This window comes from Blautia sp. 210820-DFI.6.14 (assembly GCF_020558815.1).
GTDB lineage: Bacteria > Bacillota > Clostridia > Lachnospirales > Lachnospiraceae > Blautia_A > Blautia_A obeum.
Genome location: NZ_JAJCKS010000032.1, coordinates 1 through 18087, shown reverse-complemented (window position 1 = coordinate 18087; position 18087 = coordinate 1). Strand labels below are relative to the sequence as shown.

15 protein-coding genes and 1 pseudogene are annotated in these 18087 nt (G+C 43.6%); 15 read left to right on the top strand and 1 reads right to left on the bottom strand.

Annotated elements, in window-relative coordinates:
• Nucleotides 1-46 precede the first annotated feature (46 nt).
• The 13 genes from LI112_RS15860 (at nucleotide 47) to lysS (ending at nucleotide 14464) form a co-directional block, all read left to right on the top strand.
• Entirely contained in the window at nucleotides 47-766 is a 720-nt protein-coding gene (locus LI112_RS15860; RefSeq protein WP_129796078.1) for an acyl-[acyl-carrier-protein] thioesterase, read from the top strand.
• Between the two features lie 15 nt (nucleotides 767-781).
• Nucleotides 782-1624 (top strand): S1 RNA-binding domain-containing protein, encoded by an 843-nt coding sequence (locus LI112_RS15855; protein WP_005421509.1) that lies wholly within the window; start codon nucleotides 782-784, stop codon nucleotides 1622-1624.
• A gap of 18 nt (nucleotides 1625-1642) precedes the next feature.
• Nucleotides 1643-5110, top strand: a complete 3468-nt coding sequence (locus tag LI112_RS15850) for a DNA polymerase III subunit alpha (protein WP_227191067.1) — start codon at nucleotides 1643-1645, stop codon at nucleotides 5108-5110.
• A 100-nt stretch (nucleotides 5111-5210) separates the two neighbouring features.
• Nucleotides 5211-6200, top strand: coding sequence for a 6-phosphofructokinase (gene pfkA / locus LI112_RS15845; protein WP_227191065.1), 990 nt, complete (start codon nucleotides 5211-5213; stop codon nucleotides 6198-6200).
• Nucleotides 6201-6268: 68 nt separating this feature from the next.
• The gene (locus LI112_RS15840; RefSeq protein WP_117628723.1) at nucleotides 6269-7045 is read left to right on the top strand and encodes an RNA methyltransferase; all 777 of its coding nucleotides are present in this window, start codon (nucleotides 6269-6271) and stop codon (nucleotides 7043-7045) included.
• 1 nt (nucleotide 7046) lies between these two features.
• A complete protein-coding gene (locus LI112_RS15835; RefSeq protein WP_227191063.1) occupies nucleotides 7047-7487 on the top strand; it encodes an NfeD family protein in 441 nt (146 codons plus the stop codon).
• 1 nt (nucleotide 7488) lies between these two features.
• Nucleotides 7489-8430 carry an SPFH domain-containing protein gene (locus tag LI112_RS15830; protein ID WP_227191061.1) on the top strand — a complete coding sequence of 314 codons (942 nt, stop codon included), beginning with the start codon at nucleotides 7489-7491 and terminating at the stop codon, nucleotides 8428-8430.
• A gap of 39 nt (nucleotides 8431-8469) precedes the next feature.
• Nucleotides 8470-9471: an ornithine carbamoyltransferase gene (gene argF / locus LI112_RS15825; protein WP_022387805.1), complete on the top strand. Its 1002-nt coding sequence runs from the start codon at nucleotides 8470-8472 to the stop codon at nucleotides 9469-9471.
• Nucleotides 9468-10274, top strand: coding sequence for a biotin--[acetyl-CoA-carboxylase] ligase (locus LI112_RS15820; RefSeq protein ID WP_005421531.1), 807 nt, complete (start codon nucleotides 9468-9470; stop codon nucleotides 10272-10274). Before argF ends, LI112_RS15820 begins: the two co-directional genes overlap by 4 nt.
• Before the next feature lie 41 nt (nucleotides 10275-10315).
• Nucleotides 10316-10678 carry a DUF6145 family protein gene (locus LI112_RS15815; protein ID WP_022387804.1) on the top strand — a complete coding sequence of 121 codons (363 nt, stop codon included), beginning with the start codon at nucleotides 10316-10318 and terminating at the stop codon, nucleotides 10676-10678.
• Between the two features lie 21 nt (nucleotides 10679-10699).
• On the top strand, nucleotides 10700-11665 hold the full coding sequence (gene dusB, locus LI112_RS15810) for a tRNA dihydrouridine synthase DusB (RefSeq protein WP_044924615.1): 966 nt from the start codon (nucleotides 10700-10702) through the stop codon (nucleotides 11663-11665).
• Between the two features lie 227 nt (nucleotides 11666-11892).
• Nucleotides 11893-12375, top strand: coding sequence for a transcription elongation factor GreA (gene greA / locus LI112_RS15805; RefSeq protein ID WP_005421536.1), 483 nt, complete (start codon nucleotides 11893-11895; stop codon nucleotides 12373-12375).
• A 31-nt stretch (nucleotides 12376-12406) separates the two neighbouring features.
• Complete coding sequence (gene lysS / locus LI112_RS15800) at nucleotides 12407-14464, top strand: lysine--tRNA ligase (protein ID WP_055066648.1); 2058 nt, start codon at nucleotides 12407-12409, stop codon at nucleotides 14462-14464.
• Between the two features lie 720 nt (nucleotides 14465-15184).
• Here the strand turns inward: lysS and LI112_RS15795 are convergent.
• Nucleotides 15185-16393, bottom strand: coding sequence for an IS110 family transposase (locus LI112_RS15795; RefSeq protein ID WP_055056863.1), 1209 nt, complete (start codon nucleotides 16391-16393; stop codon nucleotides 15185-15187).
• 278 nt (nucleotides 16394-16671) lie between these two features.
• Here LI112_RS15795 and LI112_RS15790 point away from each other — a divergent pair.
• Nucleotides 16672-17181: pseudogene (locus tag LI112_RS15790) on the top strand (group II intron maturase-specific domain-containing protein); the annotation flags it as partial.
• A 194-nt stretch (nucleotides 17182-17375) separates the two neighbouring features.
• Nucleotides 17376-17846 carry an IS200/IS605 family transposase gene (gene tnpA / locus LI112_RS15785; RefSeq protein ID WP_055056864.1) on the top strand — a complete coding sequence of 157 codons (471 nt, stop codon included), beginning with the start codon at nucleotides 17376-17378 and terminating at the stop codon, nucleotides 17844-17846.
• The last annotated feature ends 241 nt before the right edge of the window (nucleotides 17847-18087 follow it).

Genomic DNA, 18087 nt, shown 5'->3' with positions numbered 1-18087 from the left:
GAGCACCTCGGAAGAGGTGCTTTTTTTTTACAAGGAGAGTGAATGCATGGCATATAGTTTCAGTGGACGTGTCCGCTACAGTGAAATTGGAGAAAATGGATTATTGACACTGCCGGGAATCCTGAATTATTTTCAGGACTGCAGTACCTTTCAGTCAGAGGAAGTCGGACTTGGAATCGATATTTTGAAGGAATGGAAACGTATCTGGGTATTGTCGGCATGGCAGGTGGTTGTAGATCGTTATCCATATATGGGAGAACGAATCAAAACATCTACCTGGGCATATGGATTCCGTGGATTTATGGGATTCCGTAATTTTACAATGGAAACAGAGGGCGGAGAACGTCTGGCGTATGCCAATACTTTCTGGACTTATATTGATGCGGAAAACGGACTGCCAGTCCGTCTGGAAGCGAAAGATACAGATGCTTACAAAGGAAAAGACGGGAAGATGGAATCGAAACTGGATATGGAATATGCACCGCGTAAAATTGTACTTCCGGAAGATTATGAGCAGCAGGATTCTTTTGCTGTGCAGAAACATCATCTGGATACGAACCATCATGTAAATAACTGTCAGTATGTACAGATGGCAATGGATTATCTGCCGGAGAATTTCAAGATACATCAGATGCGTGCGGAATATAAGCAGCAGGCGAGACTGAATGATGTGATCTGTCCGGCAAGAGCAGTAGATGAAAATAAAACAACAGTTCTTCTGAATGATCAGAAGGGTGAACCGTATGCAGTTGTTGAGTTTAAATAAAATTGGAGGAAAAATATGATCGAATTAGGAAAGAAACAGACGTTACTGATTGTGAAGTCCGTAGAGTTTGGCGTATATCTTGCAGAAGATATGAATGCAGATACAAAGCATCAGGTACTTTTGCCGGCCAAACAGGTTCCGGCAGGGACAAAAGCAGGAGATAAACTGGAAGTTTTTATTTATAAAGATTCTCAGGATCGTCTGATCGCGACAACAAATGAACCACTTCTTATGGTGGGGCAGGCAGGACTTCTGAAAGTAAAACAGGTAACAAGAATCGGAGCATTTCTTGACTGGGGACTGGAAAAAGATCTTTTGCTTCCATATCATGAGCAGACAACTCGTATCTTTGAGGGGCAGGAATGTCTGGTAGCTGTTTATGTGGATAAAAGCAGCCGTCTCTGTGCAACTATGAAAGTTTATCCTTACCTGTCCAAAGAAACACCTTATAAAGAAGGTGACCAGGTAAAAGGCCGTGTATACCAGATCAGCGAGAATTTTGGAGTATTTGTTGCAGTCGATAATAAATATTCTGCACTGATCCCTGCAAGAGAAGCAAAAGGTAAATATCGTCCTGGTACTGTTCTTGACCTGCGTGTGACCAGAGTCAAAGAAGATGGAAAGATGGATGTCAGTGACCGTCAGGAAGCATATCTTCAGATCAACGAAGATGCGGAAAATGTTCTGGAGATCATTGAAGAATTTGCAGGAGTACTTCCTTTTGATGACAAGGCTTCACCGGAAGTGATCCGCAGAGAATTTGGCTTAAGCAAAAATGCATTTAAGCGTGCAGTCGGACATCTTCTTAAAGAAGGAAAAATTCAGATCAAGGACCGCAGGATCTATCTGGTGAAATAACAGGTAAAGGATGAGAGTATGAACTTTACACATCTTCATGTCCATACAGAATACAGTCTTCTGGATGGTTCGAATAAAATAAAAGAATATGTGGACCGTGTCAAAGAACTTGGCATGGACAGTGCGGCTATTACGGACCATGGTGTGATGTACGGCGTGATCGATTTTTACCGTGCGGCAAGAGCTGCGGGAATCAATCCGATCCTGGGCTGTGAAGTTTATGTTGCACCGGGATCCCGTTTTGACCGTGAAACAGGAAGTGGAGAAGACCGTTATTACCATCTGGTTCTTCTGGCAGAGAACAACCAGGGTTACAGTAATTTGATGAAGATCGTTTCCAAGGGATTTGTGGAAGGATTTTATTATAAACCGCGTGTGGATCTGCAGCTTCTGGAGAAATATCATGAGGGAATCATTGCGTTGAGTGCGTGTCTTGCAGGTGAAGTGGCAAGATTCCTTACAAGAGGTATGTATGAAGATGCAAAAGCGGCCGCACTTCGGTACCAGGATATCTTTGGAAAAGGAAATTTTTTCCTGGAATTACAGGATCATGGTATTCCGGAACAGCAGAATGTAAACCAGCAGCTTCTTAAGATGCACCGTGAGACCGGAATTGATCTGGTTGCAACAAATGACGTACATTATACCCTTGCAGAGGATGCCCAGCCACATGATGTCCTGCTCTGCCTGCAGACCGGTAAGAAACTGGCAGATCAGGATCGTATGCGTTATGAGGGCGGTCAGTATTATGTAAAATCTCCGGAAGAGATGGAACGTCTTTTTCCATATGCGACAGAAGCATTGGAAAATACGCATAAGATTGCACAGCGCTGTCATGTAGAGATTGAATTCGGTGTAACCAAGCTGCCGAAATTTGGCGTTCCGGAAGGATATACTTCCTGGGAGTACTTAAATGAGCTTTGTTTCAAAGGACTGGAAGAACGTTATCAGCCAGTGACCGAGGAATTGAAAGAGAGGCTGAATTATGAACTGACGACGATCAAGAACATGGGATACGTTGACTATTTCCTGATCGTGTGGGATTTTATCAAATATGCCCGTGATCATGATATCATGGTCGGACCGGGACGTGGATCAGCAGCGGGAAGCCTGGTTGCACATACACTGGGCATCACACAGCTTGATCCAATTCGTTATGATCTGCTGTTCGAGCGTTTCCTCAACCCGGAACGAGTATCCATGCCGGATATTGATGTTGACTTCTGCTTTGAACGAAGACAGGAAGTTATTGATTACGTCAGAAGAAAATATGGCGATGACTGTGTCGTTCAGATCGTTACGTTTGGTACACTGGCAGCGCGAGGCGTTATCCGGGATGTCGGACGTGTGATGGATCTGCCTTATGCACAGGTGGATACGATCGCCAAAATGATTCCACAGGAGCTGAATATCACGATTGACAAAGCTCTGCAGATGAATCCGGAATTTAAGAAGGTATATGAAGAGGATAAAGAAATCCATGAACTGATCGATACAGCGAAACGTCTGGAAGGATTGCCACGCCATACTTCCATGCATGCAGCAGGTGTTGTGATCAGTCAGAAGGATGTTTCAGAATATGTACCGCTTTCCAGAGCATCGGATGGTTCGATCGTTACCCAGTTTACAATGACAACTCTGGAAGAACTGGGACTTCTGAAAATGGACTTTCTGGGACTTCGTACACTGACAGTTATCCAGAATGCGGTACATCTGGTAGAACAGGATACCGGTGTGAAGCTGGATATGCAGCATATTGATTATAATGATAAGAAGGTACTGGATTCTCTTGGAACAGGTCATTCGGATGGAGTGTTCCAGCTGGAAAGTGCAGGAATGAAGAACTTCATGAAGGAACTGAAACCACAGAGTCTGGAGGATGTGATTGCGGGAATTTCCCTGTATCGTCCGGGGCCGATGGATTTTATTCCGCAGTATATCCGGGGAAAAAATCGCCCGGATACGATCAAATATGACTGTCCGCAGCTGGAGCCGATCTTGAAACCGACATATGGATGTATCGTATATCAGGAGCAGGTTATGCAGATTGTGCGTAATCTGGCAGGTTATACACTTGGACGGAGCGACCTGGTACGTCGTGCAATGTCCAAGAAAAAAGCAGCAGTCATGGAGAAAGAGCGTCAGAACTTTGTTTATGGAAACGAAGCGGAAGGCGTACCAGGCTGTATTGCCAATGGAATTCCGGAGCAGACGGCAAATAAGATTTATGACGATATGATCGATTTTGCAAAATACGCATTTAATAAGTCTCATGCGGCAGCGTATGCTGTAGTTTCTTATCAGACGGCATTTCTGAAATATTATTATCCGGTCGAATTCATGGCTGCTCTTATGACATCTGTGATTGAAATGCCGATCAAAGTGGCAGAGTATATTCAGGTATGCAGGAAGATGAACATTAAGATCCTGCCGCCGGATGTGAACCGCGGAGCCTATGGATTTTCTGTGGATAATGGTGCAATCCGTTATGGACTTTCTGCAATCAAGAGTGTGGGAAGACCAGTGATCGATGCCCTGGTGGAAGAGAGGGAGACAAACGGAGAATATCGATCGCTGAAGGATTTTATCGAGAGACTGACCGGTACGGTAAATAAACGTGCGATTGAGAACTTTATCAAAGCCGGAGCACTGGACTGTCTGGAGGGAAACCGTCGGCAGAAAATGGTGGTATATGGACAGATCGTGGACAGCATCGCGCAGGAAAAGAAGAATTCTTTTGCAGGACAGATGAGTCTGTTTGATCTGGTTGGTGAAGAAGATAAAAAAGATTATGAGATCCGGATGCCGGATGTGGAAGAATATGATAAGGATATGATCCTTGGCTTCGAAAAAGAGGTTCTTGGAATTTATCTGAGTGGTCATCCACTGGAAAAATACAGAAGTATCATGGAGAAGATGATCTCAGCGAGAACGATTGATTTCCAGCCGGACGATGAAACTGGTATTCCGAAGGTTTATGACGGTCAGAAAGTGATCATTGGTGGTATGATCACAGAGAAGACGATCAAGTATACAAGAAACAATAAGGTGATGGCGTTCCTGACGGTAGAAGACCTGATGGGAACTGTGGAGATCGTTGTATTCCCGAGAGATTATGAGAAATGGCAGACGTTGATCAATGAAGATGCGCGAGTCTTTATCCAGGGACGTGTCAATGCAGAAGATGATAAGCCGAGTAAGCTAATTTTGGAAAAAGTACGCGCTTTTGATGATATACCACGAGAAATCTGGATTCAGTTTAAAGACCGTGAGGATTATGCACAGAAAGAGCAGGAACTTCTGAACTATCTGAGAGGTTCAGGGGGAACTTCTGCGGTAGTAATCTACCTCAAAGATGTGAAGGCGATAAAACGTCTTCCGGCAGGACACCATGTGCAGATCAGCGATTTTCTGTTAGAAGAATTAAAGAAAAAATATGGTGATTCCAACGTTAAAGTTGTGGAAAGAGTATTGAAAAACTTCTAAAAATGCTTTACACTATACAACGAATATGTGTAGAACAGATAACAAGGTTTCCTATTATATGCAAGCTATAAGAGGAAATCTGGAGATGGAGGAATGAATCATGGCAGAGAAACAGATAAAAACCATCGGTGTGCTTACAAGTGGCGGTGACGCTCCGGGAATGAACGCTGCGATCCGTGCTGTTGTAAGACGAGGACTGAGCAGCGGACTGAATGTAAAAGGCATTTATAAAGGATACAATGGTCTTCTTAATGAAGAAATCGTTGATATGACTGCCAGAGACGTATCAGATACGATCGAACGCGGTGGTACAATTCTTTATACAGCAAGATGTGCAGAATTCCGTACACCGGAAGGACAGCAGCGTGGTGCAGAAATCTGCAGAAAACACGGAATCGACGGACTGGTAGTAATTGGTGGAGACGGTTCTTTTGCAGGTGCACAGAAGCTGGCAAATCTTGGAATCAATACAATCGGTGTTCCGGGAACAATTGACCTGGACATTGCCTGCACAGAGTATACAATCGGATTTGATACAGCAGTAAATACAGCAATGGAGGCAATCGATAAAGTTCGTGATACTTCCACATCTCACGAAAGATGCAGTATTATCGAAGTTATGGGACGTAATGCAGGATACCTTGCAATGTGGTGCGGTATTGCCAATGGAGCAGAGGATGTCCTGATTCCTGAAAAATATGACTATGATGAGCAGAAGCTGATCAACAACATTATCGCAAGCCGTAAATCCGGAAAGAAACACCATATCATCGTAAATGCAGAGGGTATCGGTCATTCTGAGGCTATGGCAAGACGTATTGAAGCAGCTACAGGTATTGAGACACGTGCTACAATTCTTGGTCACATGCAGCGTGGTGGTAACCCGACATGTAAGGACCGTGTATATGCATCTATGATGGGTGCACTTGCAGTAGACCTTCTTGTACAGGGTAAATCCTGTCGAGTTGTTGGATATCGTCATGGTGAATTCATGGACTTCGATATTAACGAAGCACTTGCTATGCAGAAAGATGTATCCCCATATATGTGGGAAGTATGTAACTCTCTTTCTCATAACTACAAAAAATAAAAATACGACGTTTTTACAGCGGAGGCCACCGTCAGGCGGCCTCCGTTCTGGATTAAAGGAGTAACTGAATGATTTCCAGTGCACAGAATACACAGGTTAAGAATATAATAAAGCTGAATCAGAAGGCAAAGGCGAGAAGAGAACAGGGACTTTTCATTGCAGAAGGAAGAAAAATGTTCCTGGAGGCACCGGATGACTGGATTGAGAAAATCTATGTGGCAGAATCAATGCTCGAAGATGAAGAAGTAATGAAAAAGGTACGGAGATTTTCCTGGGATGCAGTTGAGAACGGTGTGTTCAGGCAGATGTGTGATACACAGACGCCACAGGGAATCCTTACCGTACTCCGACAGCCTTCTTACGAACTGGAAGATCTTCTGAAAGAGGAAAAACCACTTCTTATGGTTTTGGAGGATCTGCAAGATCCTGGAAATGCAGGGACGATCATCCGGACCGGAGAAGGTGCCGGAGTGAGTGGGGTTTTCCTGACAAAAACCTGTGTGGATATTACAAATCCAAAGGTAATTCGTGCAACGATGGGATCTGTTTACAGAATTCCTTTTTTCTATGTGGAAGATGTGGTATCATTAAAACAGAAACTTCAGGGAAGAGGAATCCGCTTTTTTGCCGCACATTTACAGGGTAAAAATTCATATGACAGGGAATCCTATGAGGACGGAACTGCGTTTCTGATCGGAAACGAAGGAAAGGGCCTTACAGACCAGGCAGCGGATGCAGCAGACTGTCTGATACGGATCCCGATGTGTGGGCAGGTGGAATCCCTCAATGCAGCTATGGCGGCCGGAATACTCATGTATGAGGCGGCAAGGCAGAGGAGGGGATAAGATGGAACCTTTAATGTGGCTGATCGTGTTGGCGGTCTTTCTTGTGATCGAGGCAATCACGGTAGGGCTGACTACGATCTGGTTTGCAGGAGGCGCACTGGTCGCAGCGATTGCGTCAGGCGCAGGTGTAGGTATACTGGTGCAGTGGATCCTGTTTTTAGTCATTTCACTGGTCCTGCTGATTTTTACAAGACCACTGGCAGTTCGATATATGAATAAGGGGGTGCCAAAGACCAATGTAAACAGCCTGATCGGAGAAAAAGCTGTTGTGATTCAGAAGATCAATAATCTGGAACAGACAGGGCAGGTCCGTATCAATGATATTGAATGGATGGCGAGAACATCTTCTGATGAAGTAACGATTCCGGAACAGACAGTTGTAACAATTGAAGCTGTTCAGGGAGTAAAACTGATTGTGAAAGAAGAAAAGGAGGGTAAGTAACATGGCAGGAATTATTATTTTTATAGTACTCATCGTACTTGGACTCTGGATCCTGGCATCCTGTATCCGTATTGTGCCACAGGCATATGCAATCGTTGTAGAACGTCTTGGGGCATACAAAGAAACATGGAACACAGGTATTCATTTCAAAACACCATTTATTGACCGTGTGGCAAGAAGAGTCAATCTGAAAGAGCAGGTTGTGGATTTTCCACCACAGCCGGTTATTACCAAAGATAACGTAACAATGCAGATCGATACTGTTGTGTTTTTCCAGATTACAGATCCAAAGCTTTTTGCATATGGTGTGGAAAATCCGATCATGGCAATCGAAAATCTGTCAGCGACAACCCTTAGAAACATCATCGGTGACATGGAACTGGATGAAACGCTGACTTCCCGTGAAGTTATCAACACTAAGATGCGTGCATCCCTGGATGTGGCAACAGATCCGTGGGGAATCAAAGTAAATCGTGTGGAACTGAAAAATATTATTCCGCCGGCAGCAATCCAGGAAGCTATGGAGAAACAGATGAAGGCTGAGCGTGAAAGACGTGAAGCAATCCTCCGCGCAGAAGGTGAGAAAAAATCTACGATCCTTGTTGCAGAAGGTAAAAAAGAATCTGCAATCCTTGATGCGGAAGCTGAGAAACAGGCTGCGATTCTGAAAGCAGAAGCGCAGAAAGAACGTATGATCAAAGAGGCTGAAGGACAGGCGGAGGCAGTTCTGAAAGTTCAGAAAGCCAATGCAGAAGGTATCCGTATGATCCGTGAAGCCGGGGCAGATCAGGCAGTACTTACACTGAAGAGCCTGGAAGCATTTGGAAAGGCAGCAGATGGTAAGGCTACCAAGATCATTATCCCGTCTGAGATCCAGGGACTGGCAGGACTTGCATCATCTCTGAAAGAGATCGTTGTTGAGGATAAGAAAACAGAAGAATAATTTTTTATAAAGAAACACGAAAAAAGAGGAGTAACTGTTATGAACTTAAAAGGACGCAATTTTCTTACGCTGAAAGACTTTACACCAGAAGAGATCACCTACATGATCGATCTCGCTGCTGAATTAAAAGCAAAGAAAAAAGCAGGAGAGCTTCATGAATATTATAAAGGCAAAAACATTGCCCTGATCTTTGAGAAAACAAGCACCAGAACACGTTGCGCATTTGAAGTAGCTGCTCATGATCTTGGAATGGGCAGTACATATCTGGATCCGACCGGTTCTCAGATCGGCAAGAAAGAAAGTATTGCCGATACCGCAAGAGTTCTTGGAAGAATGTATGAAGGAATCGAATACAGAGGATTTGGACAGGATATTGTTGAAGAACTGGCCAAATATGCAGGCGTTCCGGTATGGAACGGACTGACAAACGAATATCATCCGACACAGATGCTGGCAGACATGCTGACCATCCGTGAGCATTTTGGAGATCTCAAGGGCCGCCGTCTGGTATACATGGGAGATGCCCGTTATAACATGGGTAACTCACTGATGATCGCATGCTCCAAGCTTGGAATGCATTTTGTAGCATGCACAACAAAGAAATACTTCCCGAATCAGGAACTTGTAGATCTGTGCAAGACTTATGCAGAGGCTTCCGGTGGAAGTGTGACTCTGACAGAAGATGTACAGACAGGAACAAAAGATGCAGATGTAATCTATACAGATGTATGGGTATCTATGGGTGAGCCGGATGAAGTATGGGAAGAGCGTATCAAAGACCTGACACCATACAAAGTAACTGCTGATGTTATGAAAAATGCAGGGGAAAAAGCAATCTTCCTTCACTGTCTGCCAGCATTCCATGATCTCAAGACAAAGATTGGCAAGGAAATGGGAGAACGTTTCAACCTGACAGATATGGAAGTGACAGATGAAGTATTTGAATCTGCACAGTCTCATGTATTTGATGAAGCAGAAAACCGTATGCATACGATCAAAGCAGTTATGGTGGCAACTCTTGGAGAGCCGGAGAACAAATGATAACTACAATCTATAATGAAGAAACAATTTCAAAAGAGATAAACACAAAATGGGCGGGCAAAACCGTCCATTTTGCAAAGGAAACAGATTCCACAAATGAGTGGTGCAAGCGCATGTCAAAAGAAAATGCGGAACACGGAACACTGGCAGTTGCAGAATTTCAGTCTGCCGGTAAGGGAAGGCTGGGACGTAAATGGATGGCACCGGAGGGAAGTTCAGTGATGATGTCCATTCTTCTGAAACCGGAATTTGAACCGCAATATGCGTCTATGCTGACACTTGTAATGGGATTGAGCGTAGCGCAGGCAGTGTGCGAGCTTGGTGTGGAAGTTTCTATCAAATGGCCGAATGATGTGGTCGTTTCCCACAAGAAAATCTGCGGAATACTGACAGAAATGGGAGTGCAGGATGGAAAGATCCGAGAAGTGGTGATCGGTGTCGGACTGAATGTAAATCTGAAAGAAATTCAGGATGAACTGAAAGACAAAGCGACCTCTCTGTACCTGGAAACGGGAAAAACATACGACAGAAACCGTCTGATCGGGCTTGTTATGGAGAAATTTGAAATCAATTATGAGAAATTTGTCCAAACCTGCGATCTTTCCATGATGCTGGATGATTATAACATGCTGCTGGCAAATAAGAGCCAGCCGGTCCGCGTTCTGGATAAGATCAGCCCGTATGAAGGCGTGGCTCTGGAAATCGATAAAGATGGAGCACTTCTGGTGCGTGTGCAGAGCGGAGAGATTCGTAAAGTGTGCTCCGGAGAAGTGTCTGTAAGAGGATTGTACAGCTATATTTAAGTTGCTGCGGACAGGAACATATTTAACAAAGGAGTTTTTATATGTATCAGGAAAATGTTGTGCTCTGCGGTGCAAGCGCTTATGAGCAGAAATATTATTTTAATCAGGATTTTGATTCTCTTCCGGAATCGATCAAACAGGAACTGCATATCATGTGTGTCCTTTATACCGAAGATATCGGCGGAATCCTGACACTGGAGTTTGATGATAATGGCAGTCTGCAGTTCAAAACAGAGGCACTGGATTCCGATGCCATGTATGATGATATTGGAAGTGTTCTTAAGATCAAACAGCTGCAGACCGAAAAAAGAGAACTTCTGCAGTCTCTGGAAATGTATTATAAGGTATTTTTCCTTGGTGAGACCATCGAAGATGATGGCGAAATGATAGGTAAGGAAAGCTGATCTATGGAAACACTTATGAAAATGAAGTGGAAAATTGGTTCTGTAGAGATCGAGAATCCTTTTATTCTGGCACCAATGGCTGGAGTTACGGATCTTCCATTCCGTATTCTCTGCAAGGAGCAGGGGGCAGGTCTGTTGTGCACAGAGATGGTCAGTGCAAAGGCGATTTCTTTTCATAATAAAAATACAATCTCTCTTATGCAGATCGATCCGGTGGAGCATCCGGTTTCCATGCAGATTTTTGGAAGTGAGCCGGATCTGATGGCAGAAGTTGCAAAAAGTATCGAAGAACAGCCATTTGATATCCTGGATATCAATATGGGCTGCCCGGTCCCGAAGGTAGTCAACAACGGAGAGGGGTCTGCATTGCTTAAAAATCCGGAACTGATCCGGGAAATTGTGACAAAAGTTTCTCGTGCGGTGAAGAAACCGGTAACGGCGAAGATTCGTATTGGTTTTGAGGGATATCCGGTAGATCCAGTGGAGATTGCAAAGATCATTGAGGATTCCGGTGCAGCTGCAGTTGCGGTCCACGGAAGAACAAGACAGCAGTATTATGCAGGCGAAGCGGACTGGGATACGATCCGCAGGATCAAAGAAGCGGTATCTATTCCAGTCATTGGAAACGGGGATGTGGATTCTCCAAAGAAAGCAGAAGCACTGGTGCGTGAGACAGGCTGTGATGGGATCATGATTGGTCGCGCAGTGAGAGGAAATCCATGGATCTTCCGTGAGATGAACCATTATTTTACTACGGGAGAGCTGCTTCCGCGTCCATCTTGGGAAGAAATCAGAGAGATGATTCTTCGTCATGCAAGAATGCAGATCGAACTGAAAGGTGAATTTACCGGAATCCGTGAAATGCGTAAGCATATTGCATGGTATACTTCAGGAATGAGACATAGTGCAGGGCTGCGCAGAGATTCTAATCTGGTCAGCAGCTATGAAGAATTGGAAAAGCTGCTGGATGTTACTGTTCAGAGATAAAACAAGGAAAATTACAGAAGCTGGGAATTCGCGGTTAATCGCGGAATTCCGGCTTTTTTGGTTCTTGACAAGGTATACAGATTTGGGTATAATACAGAAATTGTGAATATCCTAGAATAAGTCTGCCCGTTTTGAGGTATGATGTTTTGAGAAGTTATGTAGACAGCAATTATTCCGGGAATGTATATCCAATAAATATCCGGCTATTTTGAAAGGGTGTAAGGATTATGGAAGAAAAGAAGAATTTATTAACATATGCAGGTCTTAAAAAACTGGAAGATGAGCTGCATGATTTAAAAGTAGTAAAAAGAAAAGAAGTTGCAGGTAAGATCAAAGAAGCAAGAGAACAGGGTGACCTTTCTGAGAATGCTGAATATGATGCAGCAAAAGATGAGCAGAGAGACATTGAAGCAAGAATCGAAGAAATCGAAAAAATCCTTAAAAATGCAGAAGTCGTTGTAGAAGATGAAGTAGATCTTGATAAGATCAACGTTGGATGCAAGGTTAAAGTACATGACTATGAATTCGATGAAGATATGGAATTAAAGATCGTTGGTTCTACAGAAGCGAACAGCCTGGAAGGTAAGATCTCCAATGAATCTCCAGTAGGAAAAGCTCTGATCGGTGCACATACAGGAGATGTTGTTGATGTAGAAATGCCAATGGGAATCATGAAATACAAGGTTCTGGAGATCCAGAGAAACGTTTAAATAAGTCAAAAAACAGAAGGAGGCCAACAAAGTGGCAGAGCAGAAGAAGCAGGATACAAACCAGCTGCTGAAGGTTCGTCGTGAGAAGCTTGCAGATTTGCAGGCAAATGGCAAGGACCCGTTTCAGATCACAAAATTTGACCAGACACATCACTCACTTGAGGTAAAGAATCTCTATGAAGCGCATGAGGCAGAGATCTTAAAAGACCACAAGACTCCAGATGTAGAAGGTCTTGATGAAGCACAGGCAAGAGAAGTCCTCAAACAGGACTATGAAGAAAGAAGAAAAATCATGGATGCGAACCCGATCCACGTAGCAATCGCCGGTCGTATGATGTTCAAACGTGTCATGGGCAAAGCTTCTTTCTGTAATATTCAGGATCTGCAGGGCAATATTCAGGTCTATGTGGCAAGAGATGCAATCGGAGAAGAATCCTATGCAGATTTCAAAAAATCTGATATTGGTGATATTTTCGGTCTGGAAGGCTTTGCTTTCAGAACAAGAACAGGCGAAATCTCTATCCATGCTGAAAAAATGACTATGCTGACAAAGAGTTTACAGATCCTTCCGGAGAAATTCCACGGACTGACTGACACAGATACCCGTTATCGTCAGAGATATGTAGACCTTATCATGAATCAGGACAGCAAGAATGTATTTATCAAACGTTCCCAGATCCTCAAAGAGATCCGTAACTTCCTTGCAGGACGTGACTTCATGGAAGTCGAAACTCCAATGCTGGTTTCCAACGCCGGCGGTGCAGCTGCAAGACCGTTTGAGACACATTACAATGCACTGAACGAAGACGTTAAACTTCGTATCTCTCTGGAGCTTTATCTGAAGAGACTGATCGTTGGTGGACTTGAAAGAGTTTACGAGATTGGCCGTGTATTCCGTAACGAGGGTGTTGATACACGTCACAACCCGGAATTCACTCTGATGGAGCTTTACCAGGCATATACAGATTATGAGGGAATGATGGAACTGACAGAGTCCATGTTCCGTTATCTGGCAGAAAAAGTGTGCGGATCCACTAAGATTTCTTATAATGGTGTGGAAATCGACCTTGGTAAGCCGTTCGCCAGAATGACAATGAACGAAGCAATTAAGAAATATGCAGGAATCGACTTTGATGAAGTAGCAGATGATGAGGCAGCTAAAAAGCTTGCTGACGAGCATCATATTGAATATGAGGCACACCACAAGAAGGGTGATATCATCAACCTGTTCTTCGAGGAGTACTGTGAGAAAGAACTGATCCAGCCTACATTTATCATGGATCATCCGATCGAAATTTCTCCGCTGACCAAGAAGAAACCTTCTGATCCGAGCAAGGTAGAGCGTTTCGAGCTCTTCTGTAATACATGGGAAATGTGTAACGCATATTCCGAGCTGAATGACCCGATCGACCAGAGAGAGCGTTTCAAAGCACAGGATGCTCTTGCTGACGCCGGTGATGAGGAAGCAAACCACACAGATGAAGACTTCCTGAACGCACTGGAGATTGGTATGCCGCCTACAGGTGGTATCGGATATGGAATCGACCGTCTGGTTATGCTTCTTACAGACAGCCAGGCAATCAGAGACGTACTGCTGTTCCCGACAATGAAGTCCCTTGACTCCGACAAGAATGCATCCAAAGCAGATGCTGACGAAGCTCCGGCTGCCAACGACAACAACGGATTCTTTACTCCGAATGAGAAAATCAATTTCTCTAATGTAAAGATTGAGCCACTGTTTGAAGAGGCTGTTGATTTCGACACATTCAGCAAGTCAGATTTCCGTGCTGTAAAGGTTAAAGAGTGTGTAGCAGTTCCGAAGAGCAAGAAGCTCCTTCAGTTCACACTGGATGACGGAACAGGTACAGACCGCACGATCTTAAGCGGAATCCACTCTTACTATGAGCCGGAAGAATTAGTTGGTAAGACATTGATCGCAATCACCAACCTTCCGCCAAGAAAGATGATGGGAATCGAGTCTTGCGGTATGCTGCTTTCAGCAGTGAATAACCTGAAGGATTCAGAGGATGAAGAACTGCATCTTCTGATGGTTGATAACCATATTCCGGCTGGTGCAAAGCTGTACTAAAATTAAATATAAAATGTCTAAAACCATGCTGTCAGACCGCATTTGACAACAATTTGACAACAAAATTTGGGAGAATGATGAATCGTTATGAAGCATGACGAATTTCAGGTGAAAGGGCACAGGTTTGGGCAATGAAGTAAGAGCACTTCTTAGAGTTAATCTAAGAGGTGCTTTTTTTGTAGTGCGCCTAGCGGCGCACGTTTCTAACGGGTTAAAGCCCCGAATCCATCCGGTAGTGGGAAGGATATAGCCGAAGGCAAGGGTGTCCATCGCGAGGTGGAATCTGAAGGAAGCTGGATGTGAGGAAAATACTAACTCACGGGCAAATCTCTGGTCTGACGGACAGAAATCTCATATGAGGTCATGCATGAGGGTAAGACTGCTACACACGTTGAAGCCCAATAACTACACGGAATCATGCGTGATAGATGAGGCAGATGGATGGAGAGGAAGAAACGTGTGGTACCTAGGGAGGTCTGTGCGGTACGCCTTGAAAGAGGTAACCATTGCATAAAGCAATGCTGAACGCACAGAAGTCAGCAGAGGTCATAGTAGCCGAGAGGTGAAGGACCGAATCAGTAGGAGTCTTGAGTATGACCGAGCCTGCAAATAAAAAGTCAAGGCTAAATTCATGAAAATTGAAAATTTTATACAAGTTGAAAAATAGGTATCAAAACAAGACCACCACATCTGTGCTGGTCTGAAAAGTATAGCGAATAATTAAGATTCTGAAAGGGATGAAAGATATTCTTTCACTCTACCATAGTAGATTCTTAGAAACTTGTTTGCACCAGCCGTCATATAGACATAATAGGGTTTGCCTTGAGCACGTTTCTTGTCCAAGAACTGATACACAGGATCATCCTGTGGTTTGGTTTTAATTAAAGCATCCATTACCTGAAATAAGGTTTTTCGTAGGTCAGAAGAACCACGTTTTGAAGTAGGAACGCTTTTTTGTTCATAGGTTCCGGATTCGTTAACGCCAGGATCTACACCTGCAAATGCAGTAAGAGCACCTTTATGGGTAAAGCGAGAAACATCACCGATTTTAGCCATCAGCTGAGGAACAAGTGAAGGACCAACACCTTTCATTGCCATAACGATAGGATACTCAGGAAGCTTGAATGCAGTTTCGTTCATAAGAGTGCGTAGCGACTCAACAGTAGTAGAGGCACTGTTGAGTTGGTCAACAGCTTGCTTGATGATAAGTTTGGTTATTTCATCCTTTGGAAGTACAGGAACAAGCTCCTTTGCTTTTCCATAGATTTCTTCAGCCTTCGATTGACTAAAGTTGTACTTCTTGCGTTTGCACCAGTTTTGATAATGGTTAATAAAAGCATTTCGGGACATTTTACGAACACAGTCCACGTGCCAGTATGTTGATGCAAAATCAACCCATTTCTGGCTGCCGTTACTACGTGCAGGACTGTCAAAATAAGTATTAACGCCAGGATAGGTTTGATCAAGAATGCCGATAAGGTTATTTTTCATAGCCGTTTTGTGCTTCATGTAAAAGCCAAACTGACGGTTCATGGTTTTGAGCTGATTGCGTAATTCATTCATAACACTATACTGTTTTAGATTTTGCCACTTGTCAAGTGCATATCGGGCAATCTTAATAGCGTCTACTCTATCGGATTTCACTTTACGAAGGGAATCATTATCAAAATCCTTGATAAGCTTTGGATTGATAGCACTGACGAAAATGTTTGCCTGAGAAAGTTGATGGGCAAGGACTTCATAATAGCGTCCGGTATGCTCCATTACAATTCGGGATTCGCCTTCAACAGAGTTGATGAATTTTACAAGTGAATTGATATCACTGGTTGTGTGTTTGATTTCAAAAGGTGTGGCAACAACTTCACCGAAAGGTCGCATAATAGCAACCATACTTTTACCTTTTGAAACATCGATACCTACTGCGTTCATAAATTTGTCACTCCTTAAAATTATTGCAATGGATAAGTACCAGTTTTACTCATTGCCTATTCAATCTACTGTGGTGTGACACGAATGCACCTATGGCGATTCAACCTGCATAAAACGAATGCTGCGAATGAGGAGCTGGTTATCAGTCTCGGTTGCGGACGCGAAGTCCAAGAAAGGAAGACGATATACCGATTGCTCCATCATTATACAGCTTAAGCAACAAGATGGATAATTCCTTACTGGCTGTAAGGGTTATTAACCATAAATATATTGTAGTAGAAAAGAGTTGTACTGTCAGCGTATTTGCAATCCGAAATTTTAAATTCCTTGGCTTTGCATTGGGAAGGAACGGAAAAGGCATTTATGTCCGAGTTCATCCGAAGCCATGGAAGAAGTTTAAGTCCAGACTGAAGGAGTTATCATCCCGTAAGCGATGTCAGTCAATCAAGCCAAGCCTTGAGAAAATCAAGGTGTATGCGAGGGGATGGCTTAACTACTACGGAATTGCAAGTATGAAGAACAACATAGATGACATCAACGGATGGCTCTATCACAGAATACGTATGTGTATATGGAAACAGTGGAAGAAACCGAGGACGAAGGTAGGTAACCTTATCAAGATGGGAGTACCCGAAGACTTGGCAATGCAAGCGGGTAATACCCGACGTGGACATTGGTTCGCAACGCATACAGTTGCAGTAAACATGGCAATGACAAAAGAAAGACTGATAGACAGTGGCTTTTATGATTTAGCCACAGCCTATCAGTCTGTGCACATCAACTATTGAAACCGCCGTGTACCGAACGGTACGCACGGTGGTGTGAGAGGACGGCGGTTAGTCACCGCCTCCTACTCGATTGGCATCTTTAATACCCCCCTGCTATGCAGGGGGACAACAGATGCTTTAGCTTACAGTAAAAAACCTCCAGTGCTATAATTACTTCGGTTCGCCAACCAAGTAAAGCAAAGGAGGTAGTCCAAGTGGACGTTAATAGTTTATCACACACGAGATGGGAATGTAAGTATCATATTTTGTTTGCACCAAAGTTTCGAAGAAAAGTAGCATATGGAGAATTAAAACAGGACATTGCCAATATTTTAAGTATGTTATGTAAAAGAAAAGGTGTAGAAATCATTGAGGCAGAAATATGTCCGGATCATGTACATATGCTAGTACGTATACCGCCAAGTATGAGTGTTTCAAATTTTGTGGGATATCTCAAGGGAAAGAGCACGCTGATGATATTTGAAAGACATGCAAATTTAAAGTATAAGTATGGAAATAGACATTTCTGGTGTAGGGGATATTATGTAGACACTGTAGGTAAAAATGCAAAGAAGATACAAGAGTATATTCAAAATCAGCTAAAAGAAGATTTGGAATATGATCAAATGACGCTAAAAGAGTATGTTGACCCGTTTACGGGTGAGCCGGTAAAGCAAAACAAATAGAAGAACCCAAGGGGCTCAGTAGAGAAGTGATGTTGCGGCTGGCGAACCATTCGGTGGGTCTTTAGACTCAGTGCCGGTAACAAGCCCTTATAGGGCTAGAACAAACCACCGGCTAAGCCGGTGGTTCAGACTGTAGACAAACTTGGTGTTGGGTATTATGCCCAGCACCAATGATATTGTCAATAGTCCTTTACACTTTTTCTTCACGAAACTTTTAAGCCACCTGTCCCAATGACTCATA